The 13,985-nt window shown below is 67.1% G+C and carries 12 protein-coding genes and 1 tRNA gene; 3 read left to right on the forward strand and 10 right to left on the reverse strand.

Annotated elements, in window-relative coordinates:
* Window positions 1-2: 2 nt before the first annotated feature.
* The 9 genes from G6N34_RS03215 to G6N34_RS03255 form a co-directional block, all read right to left on the reverse strand.
* On the reverse strand, window positions 3-407 hold the full coding sequence (locus tag G6N34_RS03215) for a DUF4383 domain-containing protein (RefSeq protein ID WP_085154974.1): 405 nt from the start codon (window positions 405-407) through the stop codon (window positions 3-5).
* Between the two features lie 130 nt (window positions 408-537).
* A complete protein-coding gene (locus tag G6N34_RS03220; protein WP_085154972.1) occupies window positions 538-1,218 on the reverse strand; it encodes a response regulator in 681 nt (226 codons plus the stop codon).
* Window positions 1,215-3,740 carry a DUF4118 domain-containing protein gene (locus G6N34_RS03225; protein WP_407663204.1) on the reverse strand — a complete coding sequence of 842 codons (2,526 nt, stop codon included), beginning with the start codon at window positions 3,738-3,740 and terminating at the stop codon, window positions 1,215-1,217. The genes G6N34_RS03220 and G6N34_RS03225 overlap by 4 nt, the downstream gene beginning before the upstream one ends.
* A 28-nt stretch (window positions 3,741-3,768) precedes the next feature.
* Window positions 3,769-4,599, reverse strand: a complete 831-nt coding sequence (locus tag G6N34_RS03230; protein WP_085154968.1) for a potassium-transporting ATPase subunit C — start codon at window positions 4,597-4,599, stop codon at window positions 3,769-3,771.
* Between the two features lies 1 nt (window position 4,600).
* The gene (kdpB, locus tag G6N34_RS03235) at window positions 4,601-6,730 is read right to left on the reverse strand and encodes a potassium-transporting ATPase subunit KdpB (protein ID WP_085154966.1); all 2,130 of its coding nucleotides are present in this window, start codon (window positions 6,728-6,730) and stop codon (window positions 4,601-4,603) included.
* On the reverse strand, window positions 6,730-8,400 hold the full coding sequence (gene kdpA / locus G6N34_RS03240; protein ID WP_085154964.1) for a potassium-transporting ATPase subunit KdpA: 1,671 nt from the start codon (window positions 8,398-8,400) through the stop codon (window positions 6,730-6,732). Before kdpA ends, kdpB begins: the two co-directional genes overlap by 1 nt.
* A gap of 1 nt (window position 8,401) precedes the next feature.
* Window positions 8,402-8,491 carry a potassium-transporting ATPase subunit F gene (locus G6N34_RS27865; protein WP_109788635.1) on the reverse strand — a complete coding sequence of 30 codons (90 nt, stop codon included), beginning with the start codon at window positions 8,489-8,491 and terminating at the stop codon, window positions 8,402-8,404.
* Window positions 8,492-8,697: 206 nt separating this feature from the next.
* Complete coding sequence (gene lysA / locus G6N34_RS03250) at window positions 8,698-10,083, reverse strand: diaminopimelate decarboxylase (protein ID WP_085154961.1); 1,386 nt, start codon at window positions 10,081-10,083, stop codon at window positions 8,698-8,700.
* A 67-nt stretch (window positions 10,084-10,150) separates the two neighbouring features.
* Window positions 10,151-10,711, reverse strand: coding sequence for a DUF6611 family protein (locus G6N34_RS03255; RefSeq protein WP_085154959.1), 561 nt, complete (start codon window positions 10,709-10,711; stop codon window positions 10,151-10,153).
* A gap of 153 nt (window positions 10,712-10,864) precedes the next feature.
* On the opposite strand from G6N34_RS03255, the gene G6N34_RS03260 reads away from it, so the two are divergent.
* The 3 genes from G6N34_RS03260 (at window position 10,865) to G6N34_RS03270 (ending at window position 13,175) form a co-directional block, all read left to right on the forward strand.
* Window positions 10,865-10,941: transfer RNA gene (locus G6N34_RS03260), tRNA-Leu, on the forward strand.
* A 142-nt stretch (window positions 10,942-11,083) separates the two neighbouring features.
* Complete coding sequence (locus tag G6N34_RS03265; protein ID WP_085154957.1) at window positions 11,084-11,485, forward strand: hypothetical protein; 402 nt, start codon at window positions 11,084-11,086, stop codon at window positions 11,483-11,485.
* A 148-nt stretch (window positions 11,486-11,633) separates the two neighbouring features.
* Window positions 11,634-13,175: a serine/threonine-protein kinase gene (locus G6N34_RS03270; RefSeq protein WP_085154955.1), complete on the forward strand. Its 1,542-nt coding sequence runs from the start codon at window positions 11,634-11,636 to the stop codon at window positions 13,173-13,175.
* A gap of 49 nt (window positions 13,176-13,224) precedes the next feature.
* On the opposite strand, the gene G6N34_RS03275 is transcribed toward G6N34_RS03270, so the two are convergent.
* Window positions 13,225-13,914, reverse strand: a complete 690-nt coding sequence (locus G6N34_RS03275) for an 8-oxoguanine DNA glycosylase OGG fold protein (RefSeq protein ID WP_133057811.1) — start codon at window positions 13,912-13,914, stop codon at window positions 13,225-13,227.
* Between the last annotated feature and the right edge of the window lie 71 nt (window positions 13,915-13,985).

Here is a 13,985-nt window from a genome sequence, read left to right on the forward strand (position 1 = left end):
ACCTACTGGGGCAGCAGCGGCTCACCGCGGGCACCCCGTGGTGTTTTCGTGCCGGCCAGGGTGAGGCCGAAGATCAGCATGGCGACGGCCAGACCGAAGTGCAGCCAGTTGGTGGCGCGGTTGAGCTCCAACACGTCGGCCGAGGTGAAGGTGCCGTAGAGCCACAGGGCCGCGCAGATCAGCCCGCCCCCGAACAGGTACCAGCGCGCGGCGTGGAAGCTGCGCGACAGCACCAGGCCCGCGACGCCCAGGGCCAGGTAGATCAGGGTGAGCCAGAGCGAGGTGGTGAAGACGCCGAGCAGCATGCCGCCGTTGGCAACGGCGTCGGCAATGCCCAGGACCAGGAAGAAGGCGCCCACCACAATGGCGGCGCACTGGTCGGCCAGCAGCCCGACTCTTGGTGACATCGTGGTGCCTCCTCGTGACGCTTCAGGTGGCTGGGGGATACCCGGGTTGCTCCGGCGTCAATCGCTGAGCTGACGGATACTCGCACCCACCGGGCGGGGGTGAAAGCGGCCCCGATGCTGGCCTGAGGTGCTACTCCTGGAAGCGGTAGCCCATGCCCGCCTCGGTGAGCAGGTGCTTGGGGTGCGACGGGTCGACTTCGAGTTTGCGGCGCAGCTGCGCCAGATACACCCGCAGGTAGTGGGTCTCCTTGGCGTACGCCGGCCCCCACACCTCCTTGAGCAGTTCTTCCCGGCCGACGAGCTTGCCGCGGTTGCGCACCAGCATTTCGAGCATGCCCCACTCGGTGGGGGTCAGGTGCACTTCGATGCCGCTCCTGGTGACCTTCTTGGCCGCCAGATCGACGGTGAACGAGGAGGTTTCGATGATCGGCTCGTCAATCTCGGTGGAAGCGGCACCGCGACGGACCGCGGCCCGCAGGCGTGCGAGGAACTCGTCCATGCCGAACGGTTTGGTGACGTAGTCATCCGCGCCGGCGTCGAGCGCCTCGACCTTGTCCGAGGAGTCGGTGCGTGCCGACAGCACGATCACCGGAACCGTCAACCATCCGCGCAGACCGGCCAGCACCTCGATCCCGGACATGTCCGGCAGGCCCAGGTCCAGGATCACCACGTCGGGGCGGTGATCGGCAGCAGCGCGCAACGCCGCGGCACCGGAGGCCGCCGTGATGACGTCGTAGCCGCGCACCGAGAGGTTGATCCGCAGCGCGCGCAGGATCTGGGGTTCGTCGTCGATCACCAACACCCGGGTCATCGCAGGTCCTTCGGTGGGGCCGCAAGGTCGATCTCGACCGTCAGCCCGCCGCCGGGGGTGTCGCCGGCCGAGATGGTCCCGCCCATCGCCTCGACGAAGCCGCGAGCCACCGAGAGCCCCAACCCCACACCGCTGCCGGTGTTCGCGTCGCCGAGTCGCTGGAACGGGGCGAAAAGCTGCTCCTCGGCCCCACGCGGGACGCCCGGTCCCTCGTCGGCGACGGCGATCAGGACGCGGTCCCCGACGCGTCCGGCCGTCACCCGCACCGGCGCGTCGGACGCGTACCGCAGGGCGTTGTCGATCAGGTTGGCCAGCACCCGTTCCAGCAGGCCACTGTCGGCCATCGCGACGGCGTCGTTGACCTCGACCTTCACCCGGTCCAGCTCGCCGCGGCCAAACCCGGTGGTGCCCCGGCTGATTCCCAGCAGCGCGCGCTGCACCACCTCCTCCAGGTACACCCGTTGCAGGGCTGGCCTGATCACGCCTGCGGCCAGCCGGGACGAGTCCAGCAGATTGCCCACCAGCGCGGTCAACTGGTCCACGGACTCCTCGATGGTGGCCAGCAGTTCGGCGGTGTCCTCGGGGGAGAACCCGACGTCGCCGCTGCGCAGGCTGGACACCGCGGCCTTGGCGGCGGCCAGTGGTGTGCGCAGGTCGTGACTGACCGCGGACAGCAGAGAGCGGCGCAGCTCGTCGGCATGCGCGATCGCGGCGGCCTGGCTGGCCTCCTCGGAAAGTTCGCGCTGACGGACCAGGCTGGCGGCCTGCATCGCGACCGCGCCCAGCACCCTGCGGTCCCGTGTGGTCAGTCGGCGGCCGGCCAGCAGCAGCCAGAACTCGTCGTCGCCGACCTCGATCGCGGTGTCGGAGCCGTCGAGGTCGGTGCACGGGTTATCGCCGACACACGCGCTGACCGTCGGTCCGTCGGCTCCGCGGCGCAGCAGGGTGACCGCGCGCTGCGAGTACACCTCTCGCACCCGTTCGAGCAGCGCCGTGAGGTTCGCGCCGCGCAGCACAGAACCCGCGAACAGCGCCAGCAGTTCGGCCTCCTGCGCAGCGCGGCGCGCTTCGCGGGCCCGTTTGGCCGCGCCGTCGACCAGCGCGGCCACGGCCACCGCTACCAGCAGCAGCACCACGATGGTCAGGGCGCTGTCAGGCTCGGAGATGGTGAAGGTGTGCCGCGGCGTGACCAGAAAGTAGTTGAGCAGCATGCCCGACAGCACCGCCGAGAGTGCCGCGGGCACGACACCGCCCAGCAGTGCGACCGCCAGCACGCCGATGAACATCAGTGCGCTCTCGCCACCGATCCCGAGGAATGGGTCCAGCGCCAGCGTGGCGACGGCGCAGATGGCCGACGGCACCACGACCGCGGCGACCCACGATGCGGCGTCGTGCTGCCACAGGCCGGCATTGGCCCACCCTGATCCGCGCCGGGCCTGGTCGTGGGTCACCATGTGCACGTCGATCCTGCCGGAGTCCTGCACGACGGCCGCGCCGATGCCCTCCTCGAAGATGCGCGCCCACCGGGAGCGCCGGGACGTGCCGATGACAAGTTGGGTGGCGTTGACGTCGCGGGCGAAGTCGAGCAGGGCGGCGGGCACGTCCTCGCCGACGACGGTGTGCAGGCTGGCACCGAGGCTGGTGGCCAGGTCGCGGATGCGGCCCATCTCGGGTGCCGACACTCCGGTGAGGCCGTCGCCGCGGACGACGTGCACGACCATCAGTTCGGCGCTCGCCTTCGCGGCGATCCGGGACGCCCGGCGCACAAGGGTTTCCGACTCCGGGCCGCCCGTCACGGCGACGACGACCCGTTCGCGGGCCTCCCAGGTGTCGGTGATGTTGTTGTCGGAGCGGTATTTCGCCAGTGCCGCGTCCACCTGGTCGGCCAACCACAGCAGCGCCAGTTCGCGAAGGGCCGTGAGGTTGCCCCGCCGGAAGTAGTTGCTCAGCGCAGCGTCGATGCGGTCGGGTGCATACACGTTGCCGTGAGAGAGTCTGCGGCGCAGTGCTTCCGGGGTGATGTCGACGAGTTCGATCTGATCCGCGGCGCGGACCACCTCGTCGGGCACCTTCTCCTGCTGCTCGATTCCGGTGATTCCGGTGACGACGTCGTTGAGGCTCTCCAGGTGTTGCACGTTGACGGTCGTGATGACTGTGATGCCTGCGTCGAGCAGTTCCTCGATGTCCTGCCAGCGCTTGGGATTTCTGCTGCCTGGGGTGTTGGTGTGGGCGAGTTCGTCGACCAGTACCACTTCGGGTCGCCGCTTCAGCACGGCTGGGACGTCGAGTTCGGGGAATGTTGCGCCCCGATACTCGATGTAGTGCGGGGGGATGACCTCGATGCCGTCGAGCAGGTCGGCGGTCCTTCTGCGGCCGTGGGTCTCGACCACGGCCGCGACCAGGTCGGTGCCGCGTTCCAGGCGCCGGTGCGCCTCGCCCAGCATGGCGAAGGTCTTGCCGACGCCGGGCGCGGCACCCAGGTAGATGCGCAGTTCGCCGCGTTTGGCCCCAGACGTTCCCATCCCGACCATCATCCTCTCGACATGGCCCTCACGGGAGGTTGTCCAGGGCCAGGTTGAGCTCGAGCACGTTCACCCGCGGCTCACCCAGGAAGCCCAGGTCACGGTCCTGTGTGTGGGCCGCGACCGCGGCGCGGACCTGCTCGACGCTCAGGCCGCGCGTGGCCGCGACCCGCGGCACCTGCAGGTCCGCGTAGGCGGGGGAGATGTGCGGGTCCAGGCCGCTGCCACTGGCGGTGACGGCGTCGGCGGGCACCGCAGGGTCGGCGGGCGCGGCGCCCCGGATCGGGATGATGCGGCCAGCGTGGTAGACCTCACCGGCCCTGGCGCACTCGACCCGCATGCCACGGTAGGTCGCAATGAACGGTGTGGGCGTCGTCGCGCAGGGTTCGTTGATGCTGATCGCCCGGGACCCGAACACTGACAACACCGCGCCCACACCGCCGTTGGTGCAGAACGGGCGGGCGCCGCTGACATTCTCGGTCTGGCCGATCTGCATGCTGCGTGTGCAGACGAGGGTGAGCAGGCTGGGCTTGTCGGGTTGGTCCACAACGCTTTCCGGGCCGAGGTTGCTGGCGCTGGTGGCCATCGGGTCGTAGCCGTCTCCGGCCGCCGACGGCCGGCTCTGGAAGTACTGTGGCAGGGCGTTGCCGTCGGCGTCGGTGAACGACTGCCCGATCAGGCTGCTGCCCAGGACTTTGTCGTCGACGGTGATCAACGATCCGTCGGCCTTGTCACGCAGTCCGGGGACCTGCGCGATCAGCCAGATCAGGACCGGATAGGCCAGTCCCAGGATCACCGTGAGGATGAGCAGCGCGCGCAGGGCGGCCCAGTGCTGGCGGAGCATGGCGGAGGGGTTCATGTCACATTCCCGGGAAGAATTGGAGGATCAGGTCGATGAGCTTGATGCCGACGAACGGCGCGATGATGCCACCGAGTCCGTAGACATACAGGTTGCGGCTCAACAGCTTTGAGGCGCTGCTGGGCCGGTACCGCACGCCGCGCAGCGACAACGGGATCAGCGCGATGATGACGAGCGCGTTGAAGATCACCGCCGAGGCGATCGCCGACTGCGGGCTGTGCAGGCGCATGACGTTGAGCGCCTCGAGGCCCGGGAACACCGCGACGAACAGTGCCGGGATGATGGCGAAGTACTTGGCGATGTCGTTGGCGATCGAGAACGTGGTCAGGGCGCCGCGCGTGATGAGCAGTTGCTTGCCGATCTCGACGATCTCGATCAGCTTGGTGGGGTCCGAGTCGAGATCCACCATGTTGCCGGCCTCTTTGGCCGCCGAGGTTCCGGTGTTCATCGCGACGCCGACATCGGCCTGCGCCAGGGCGGGCGCATCGTTGGTGCCGTCGCCGGTCATCGCGACCAGCCTGCCGCCGGCCTGCTCCTTCTTGATCAACGCCATCTTGTCCTCGGGCGTGGCCTCGGCCAGGAAGTCGTCGACCCCAGCCTCGTCGGCAATGGCCTTGGCCGTCAACGGGTTGTCGCCCGTGATCATCACGGTGCGGATGCCCATGCGGCGCATCTCGTCGAACCGTTCCCGCATGCCCTGCTTGACCACGTCCTTGAGATGGATCACGCCCAGTACACGGGCCCGGCCGTTCTGGACCTCACCGACCACCAGGGGAGTGCCACCGGCGGCCGCGATGCCGTCGACGATCTGCCCCAGTTCGATGGGCACGTCGCCGCCTGCCGCGCGCACCCATTCGGCGACGGCGCTGGCCGCGCCCTTGCGAAGCCGGTGAAGGTCGTCGAGGTCGACGCCCGACATCCGGGTGGTCGCGCTGAACGTGATCCACTGCGCGTTGGTCAACTCGCCGGAGGAGCGGGCCCGCAGGCCGTGGCGTTCCTTGGCGAGCACCACGATCGAGCGGCCCTCGGGGGTCTCGTCGGACAGGCTGGACAACTGCGCGGCGTCGGCCAGTTCCTCGGGGCTGACGCCGGTCAGGGGAGTGAACTCGGCGGCCTGCCGGTTGCCCAGGGTGATGGTGCCCGTCTTGTCCAGCAGCAGCGTGTTGACGTCGCCGGCGGCCTCGACCGCGCGTCCCGACATGGCCAGCACGTTGCGCTGCACCAGGCGGTCCATGCCGGCGATCCCGATGGCCGACAGCAGCGCGCCGATGGTGGTGGGGATCAGGCACACCAGCAGTGCGACCATCACGATGCCGGTCACCCCGTCCCCGGTCAGGGCTGCGCCGTCGGGTACACCCGGGTTGGTCATCTTGGAGTAGATGGCCAGTGGCTGCAGGGTGGCGACCGCGAAGACGAAGATGATGGTCAGCGACGCCAGCAGGATGTTCAGGGCGATCTCGTTGGGCGTCTTCTGCCGGTTGGCGCCCTCGACCAGCGCGATCATCCGGTCGATGAAACTCTCGCCGGGTTTCTGCGTGATGCGCACGACGATGCGGTCCGACAGGACCGTGGTGCCGCCGGTGACGGCCGAGCGGTCGCCGCCGGATTCGCGGATCACAGGGGCGGATTCGCCGGTGATGGCCGATTCGTCGACCGAGGCGATGCCCTCGATGACGTCGCCGTCGCCGGGGATCACCTGGCCCGCCTCGACCACGACGACGTCCCCTTGGGCGAGTTGGGCGGCCGGGATGTACTCCTCACCCGAGTCGGTGATCCTGCGGGCCATGGTGTCGGACTTGGCTTTCCGCAGGGTGTCGGCCTGCGCTTTACCGCGTCCCTCGGCGACGGCCTCGGCCAGGTTGGCGAAGATGACCGTCAACCACAGCCACGCGACGATCAGCCACGCGAACCACGTCGGGTCGACGGCCGCCAGGACGGTGGCCCAGAGAGCACCGACCTCGACGATGAACATCACCGGATTGCGCCACATGGTGCGCGGATTGAGTTTGCGCACCGCGTCGGGCAGCGACTGCAGCAGCATCTTCGGGTCGAGCAGTCCGCCCTGCACGCGGGTGGGCGGTTTTGGTCCGGTGCTGGCCTCGGGGGCGGAATCGATTGTGGGCGTGGTCATCAGTGGATTCCTTCAGCGAGGGGGCCGAGTGCGAGCACCGGCAGGAAGGTCAGGGCGACCAGGATCAGCGTGACGCCGGCGGTCATGCCGACGAACTGTGGCCGGTGGGTGGGCAGCGTGCCGACGGACTCCGGCGTCTTGGCCTGCCGAGCCAGTGCGCCGGCCAGTGCGAGCACCAGGATGATGGGCAGGAACCTGCCGAACACCATGGCCAGTCCGAGCGCGGTGTTGTACCAGTCGGTGTTGACGGTGATGCCCGCGAACGCCGATCCGTTGTTGTTGGCCGCCGAGGTGAACGCGTAGAGAACCTCGGACAGGCCGTGCGGTCCGGTGTTGAGCATCCCGGCCCGTTGTCCGGGCATGGCCATCGCGATCGCGGTGCCGGTCAGCACGATCAGGGGTGTGATCAGGAAATACATTGCCGCGAGCTTGATTTCGCGGGGGGTGATCTTCTTGCCGAGGTACTCCGGCGTGCGCCCCACCATCAGGCCCGCGATGAACACCGTGATGATGGCCAGGATCAGCATGCCGTACAGGCCCGAACCCACACCGCCGGGTGCGACCTCACCCAACTGCATGTTGAACATCGTCAGCAGGCCGCCGAGGCTGGTGTAGGAGTCGTGGAACGAGTCGACCGCGCCGGTGGACGTCAGCGTGGTTGTGCTGGCGAACACCGCGGAGTCGGCGACACCGAAGCGCTGCTCGACCCCCTCCATCGCGGCGCCGACCGCGGTGGGTACGGTGCCGTGGTGCTGCAGTTGCACCAGCATCATCAGGCTGGTGCTCAGCGTCGCGATGGTGGCCATCACCGCGACGATCGCGTAGCCCTGCTTGGGGCTGCTCACCATGCGACCGAATGTGCGCGGCAGCGAGAACGCGATGACCGACAGCAGGAAGATCTCCACCCAGTTGGTCCACGTGGTGGGGTTCTCGAACGGGTGCGCGGAGTTGACGTTGAAGAAGCCGCCGCCGTTGGTGCCGAGTTCCTTGATGACCTCCTGGCTGGCGACCGGACCGCCCGGGATGGCCTGCTGCCCGCCCGTGAGGGTCTGCACGACGGTGGTGTGCAGGTCGAAGTTCTGGATCACCCCGCCGGCCACCAGCACCACCGCCCCGATGACTGCGATGGGCAGCAGGATGCGAATGCTGCCGCGCACCAGGTCAACCCAGAAGTTGCCGAGCTCACCGGTGCTGCGTCGGGCCAGGCCGCGGATGAACGCCATCGCGACGGCCATGCCGACCGCGGCGGAGACGAAGTTCTGCACTGCCAGGCCGGCCATCTGCACCAGGTGCCCCTGCGTGGACTCCCCGGAGTAGGCCTGCCAGTTGGTGTTGGTCACGAAACTGATCGCGGTGTTCCACGCCAGCGCCGGTGTCACCGGGGTGGCTGGATCGTTCAGGTGCAGGGGCAGGCGGCCCTGGACCAGTTGCAGCGTGAACAACAGCAGGACACTGACGGCGGAGAACGCCAGCACGCTGCGGGCGTAGGCACCCCACGTCTGCTCGGCGTCAGGATCCGCACCGATGGCGCGGTAGAGGAGACGTTCACCGCGCGAGTGCTTCTCAGCGGTGTAGACGCGAAACATGTAGTCGCCCAGCGGAACGTGCACCGCCGCCAGGGCGGCGATGAGCAGGACGAGGAAACAGATCCCCGCGGTGGTCGTCGACACGTCAGAACCTCTCAGGGAACAGCAGCGCGGCGAACATGAACAGCGCGATGAGCACGGCGAGGATCAGGCCGATGGTGTTCTGCAGGCTCACTTGCCTTCGACCCACCTCTGCACCAGGCCGAGGACGGCGAAGATCGCCACCGTCAGCACGACGAAGACCAATACCGACATGTCGGCTCCATTTCTTGACAGTGCCCTTCTGCGTGGGGCATCACGTGAGGAAAACTAGGCTCGAAAAACGGCCCTGACCGCGGCCTTGACGGTTTCTTTACGGCGCCGGGGCAGACCTTTACGGGTTCACTCGCCGTGCAGCAGGGCGTCGAAGCTCCGGTGCCGTTTCTGCCATGCGACGTCACGCGCCAGAAGGTCCTCGACGGTCTCGCGGCGGATGATCTCGGTGGCGTTGCCGTGGTGCACGCCGATCACCGGTGGGCGGACCACCATGTTGTAGTTGGACGCCATGCTGTGGTGGTAGGCACCGGTGCAGGCGACCGCCAGCAGGTCGCCGGGATGGGTGTCGGTGGGCAGGTCGACGTCGCGGGCGATCTCGTCACCCGATTCGCAGTGCCGGCCCGCGACGGTCACCGTCTGGGTGGCGCCGATGGGGTGCCGGTTGGCCAGCGCCACGGTGTATTTCGCGCCGTAGAGTTGCGTGCGCGGATGGTCGCTCAGGCCGCCGTCGACGGCGACGAACGTGCGTCCGCCGGGTTGCGTCTTGACCGCGACGACCCGGTACAGCGTCACCCCGGCGTGCCCGCTGATGGCGCGACCGGGTTCGATCACGATGCGCGGCTTGGGGAATCGTTCTGCGATGCAGGCTTGCTCGAGGGTGTCGGTGATGGTGGCCGAGAGTTCGGCGAGGTGCAGGGTCGGGTCGCCGCTGCGGTAGGCGATGGCGTGCCCGCCGCCGAGGTTGAGTTCATTCAGGGTGAGTCCGTGCCGGGATCGGATGTCGGCCATGAACGCGATGAGGCGGCAGATGGCCTCGCCGTACAGTTCTGGGTCGGCGATCTGTGAGCCCAGGTGGCAGTGCACGCCAGCGAGGATCAGCTGGGGTTGTTTCAGGATGCGGACCACGGCCTGCTCGGCCTGGCCGTTCGCCAGGGCGAAGCCGAACTTCTGGTCGGTGACACCGGTGGTGACCGCGGCGTGGCCGTGGATGTCGATGTCGGGTGTCACGCGGATAAGCACGGGTTGCGGGCGCGGGGTTTCACAGGCCAGGAAGGCGATCTCGATGGGGGAGTCGATGACGATGCGGCCGACGCGTGCTGCGGTGGCTTGGCGCAGGAGGCTGGGCGGTTTTGCGTTACCGTGCAGCACGATTCGGGACGGATCGAAGCCGCCTTGTAGGGCCGCGGCGAGTTCCCCTTCCGAGCAGACGTCGATGCCGACCTGCTCCTCTGCGGCCCATGATGCGATCGTCGGAGTCAGCAGTGACTTCCCGGCGTAGACGATCTCGGCGTGGGGCACCAGGGCGCGGTAGTCGCGGATGCGGCGGCGGAAGTCCTTCTCGTCCAGGACGTATGACGGGGTGCCGTACTGATCGGCAAGGTCAGTCAGTGGGACGTCGCCGACGGTGAGGCGGCCCAGGTCGTCGACCCTGGCGGTCAGCGGCCAGACGGTGGGGTCGATGCGGGTGGTGGCCGCGTGTTGCAGGGAGGGGAGGAAGTCGAGCAGTGTCATGACTTCACGGTGCGCTCGTGGCGGACCGGCGGGGCTGGCGTTGACGGTTTCTTGACCTGGTCCGGAGCTATCTTGACGCTCTGTGGGCAATGGCGTCATAGACGCTCCACCAGATCAATTCGTGCTCGGTGGGGGTGATGTCACCGGCGCGCAGGTGACCGTCAGCCTGCAGCATGGTGGCCGCCAGCGTTTCGATCCTGCGGCAGGTCTGCGCGGCCTTCGGGTCGTGGGCGGTCGCGAGCATCAACCCGCCCACGGTTCGCACCCGGGTTCTGGTCTGACCCGCACGGACGAAGACCAGCGCCCCCACGGACAGCGACAGCGCGATGGAGATTCCGACCGCCGTCGGGGTTCCCAGCGATCGGCCCAGTGTTGCGGCCATGACCAGCGCGAGCAGCGTGCCCCACAGCGGCCAACCTCGCCAGATCCGGACCCGGCGCCGTTCGGTGGCCGTGATCCCCGGCGGATACACCACCAGCAGGTAACGCGTGCCAAAGCGGTCGGGGCGCACGTCGAGCGATCCCCAGAGGGCGCGGCTGTCGATGAGCAGAGCCCAGGCCCAGCCCAGGAGTCCGACATGGGGATCGGGCTCGCCGGGTCGGGTGGTGCTGGAGTTGAGCGCACTCACATATCGACGCTAGGCCCGTTCTGGGGTGATCAGGGCGGACCTTGACGGTTTCTTGACGAGTCTGGGGCTGAGCTTGACGGGGTTGGGGCTCGGGTTTGTGGCGAGGTGCGCAGTGGCGCGGTCGGTTGGTGAAATAGGCTTCCACCGCGAGAGGCCCCCATAGCCCAATTGGCAGAGGCAGCGGACTTAAAATCCGCCAAGTGTCGGTTCGAGTCCGACTGGGGGCACCAGGAAACCGCTGTTTACAACGAGTCCCGACGTAGGTGGCCCTGCGGATGCGGGACCTGGCCGCCGCGCACAGCGAGCCGGGCGTGTATCCCAGCAGCCAGGGTCCGTCGCGTTCACCAAGCTCGACCGAAAGGTGGCCGACCGATGATCGGCGAAGGTGGGTACGAAAGACTGTTGCGCTGGCGACGGCGCTGCTGGCTGCACGAGGTCGAGTTGGCCGTGACTGGCCAGTGCCCTGAATGCTCCCGGCTGCGCCCAGGTCGACAGTCCGAAGGCGTGGCAGTGTTCGACAACGTCGACGACGACGGCTATCGGGCCTGGGTCGGCATCCACCGGGTTGGCTACGTCCTCAATATGGAGAAGTCTTACAACCCGAACTACGTGATTCTGCACCAGGCCACGTGCCACACGATCAACGGCGAACCCGCACGGGGCGACGTGTTTGTCGGCGGCTACGTGAAGGTGTGCGCAGTGCGGCGCGGCGAGCTTGAGGACTGGGCGATTAACAAACTGGGGACGCCCTCGGAGTGTGAAATCTGCTTCTGACTCCCCAGCGCGCGCCGGTCAACCCGTTCGTCACGTCAGTGCTCGGAGCCTTCCTAGCGCAGCAGATGTCCGGTGGCACCGGGGCTCAACCGCACCGGTCCTCCTCTCACCCCTCCGCTTGCGCGGTCACAGCAGCTACCATCCGCCTATGCCGCTGAGGATTGGGGAGACCTTCGCTGGGTACCGAGTCCTCCGACTGTTGGGGTCCGGTGGCATGGGTGAGGTGTACTTAGTCCAGCACCCCCGCCTGCCACGTCAGGAAGCACTTAAGGTGCTGCGCGCCGACCTGTCGAGCGACGAGTCGTTCCGGGAGAGGTTCATTCGCGAAGCCGACCTCGCCGCGGGCCTACGCCACCCCAACATCGTCGGAGTCCACGACCGAGGGGAACACGACGGCCGCCTGTGGATCGCGATGGACTACATCAACGGCACCGACGCAGCACACCTGCTGGAGCAAAAGTATCCGGCGGGCATGCCCGCCGACGTTGTCGCTCACATTGTCGGATCAGTCGCCAGCGCCTTGGACTACGCCCACAAGAAGGGCCTACTGCACCGTGACGTCAAACCCGCCAACATCATCATTGCTGACGTTGATGGCGACGAGCCCGACGTCTACCTGGCCGACTTCGGTATTGCACGGCCTCTCGATGACACCAGCGGCATCACCACCACCAACATGACCGTCGGCACGGTTGCCTATGCGGCCCCTGAACAGCTCATGGGCGAGCCGATGGACGGGCGGGCCGACCAGTACGCCCTGGCCGCAACCGCATACCACCTCCTGACCGGGTCGCAGCTGTTCCCCAATTCCAACCCGGCAGTCGTCATCAGCTGCCACCTCAACGCGCCGGTGCCCTCCCTTGCCGACATACGACCCGACCTCGCCTCCCTTGACCCCGTCCTGGCAGCCGGTCTGGCCAAGAACCCCGAGGACCGCTTCGAATGCTGCACCGATTTCGCCCACGCCTTCAGTGAAACGGCTGGCCCGCGGTGGGGGCGAACTGTCACAGCGCCTACAACCCCCGCCCTAGCAACCCGCAGCGTAGTTGGCACGACCGACTCCGGTAGAGCTGTAATCCATGGGGTCTCCACCCGATCCGCTACGCCGATGGCAGTCGTAGTGTCGGTTGCAGCGGTGTTGCTGGTGCTCGGTGTTGTGGCGTTGCTGTGGCGGCCCTGGCAGCACGCGCAGTCGAATACCACCGCCATCTCGTCGAGCAATGCGCCAACCACGCCCGCCTCGACCGGGACGGCAGATGCTCCGTCGTCTACACAGACTTCGGTCGTGCCGACGCCTCCCGCGTCGAGTACTGCAGCGCCTCCCACGGTGACGGTCACGGCATCGCCGACGCGCGCAGAGGTGGGCTTTTCGGCAAGCGAAAAGTTGTTCCTGGACTCCGTCGCTTCACTCAACGGGGCCAACGGATATACCAGCGCCCCCTTGTTCTTCGACGCCATCGGCGGCCGCGCTGCCAGCAAGCAACAACAGGACCGCGCACTGGTGCAGCGCGGCCACCAGTTGTGCGGTGCACTAGACGAGGGTCTGGATTCCGCCTCGGCCCGGCAGCGAGTGCTGGAACCGCTGAACAACCACTCGACGGACATGTTCGACTACTACGGGGCAATCTTCATCGGGTACGCCACTTACGCGCTGTGCCCCGAGCACAGCGACGAGACTGGTCAGATTTAGGACACCTGTCTGGGCTTAGGGGTAACTTCCACGAAACGAGGACGGCGGGTCACAGCGCGTCAAGGTTTCCGTTAATCCGAAAAAGCGTGTATTCGAGGTCCTCGGCGGTGACACCCTGCCCGGCCTCGTCTGCGCATTTATGCATGGCGTCTACGTAGGCGGCATAACGCACACCCCAGTTGCGTTGGCCTCCCGCCGCTTCGAGGCTATTCCAGCCGAGCGCGCCCAGACTGTTCCACACCCGTTTGTCCAGCACCAGGCAACATGTGTTTGGTCGGAGCGACGTCGCAGCCCATAGCCATTTAGTGAAGAACGCAGCTTGAAGTCCTGGCAGTGTCCAAGCGTTGTACGCCTCAGCAGCAGCTCCTTCCCGCGCCAACTGTGCCGTCTTCTGCAGAACATCGTCACAGTTGGAGTGCGTGATCGCGCGCAGCATCGGTTCCCGCATCCGACCGTTGGCGGTGCCACGTCCCCATACGAGCGCGGCGATGAGGAGTGCAAGACGTCCATCAGGTGAGTCGATGTCTTCGGCCAACGTACGGATTTGGTGGCGTGAAACGGTATCCGGACCGATCGCCCCAAATACCTTGTCGACGAACGAAGATTCGATGTCGGCACGGCGGAGCCAGGAACGCCAGGTGGACTCGATGTACCGAACAGACTGTCGATCGGCAGCTCCAGCGATATCGGCGGCGTGGGTAACCAGCGGTCCAAAGGTGTTTGCAAGGTCTGACGTCATTGGTCTCTCTCCGATAGTCCACCAACATCGAATTTCAAAGTCGGCTTATCGACGCGTGCCGGTCGGCCACA

Origin of the sequence: Mycolicibacterium confluentis (genome assembly GCF_010729895.1) — a bacterium.
In the GTDB taxonomy this organism is placed as follows: Bacteria; Actinomycetota; Actinomycetes; order Mycobacteriales; family Mycobacteriaceae; genus Mycobacterium; species Mycobacterium confluentis.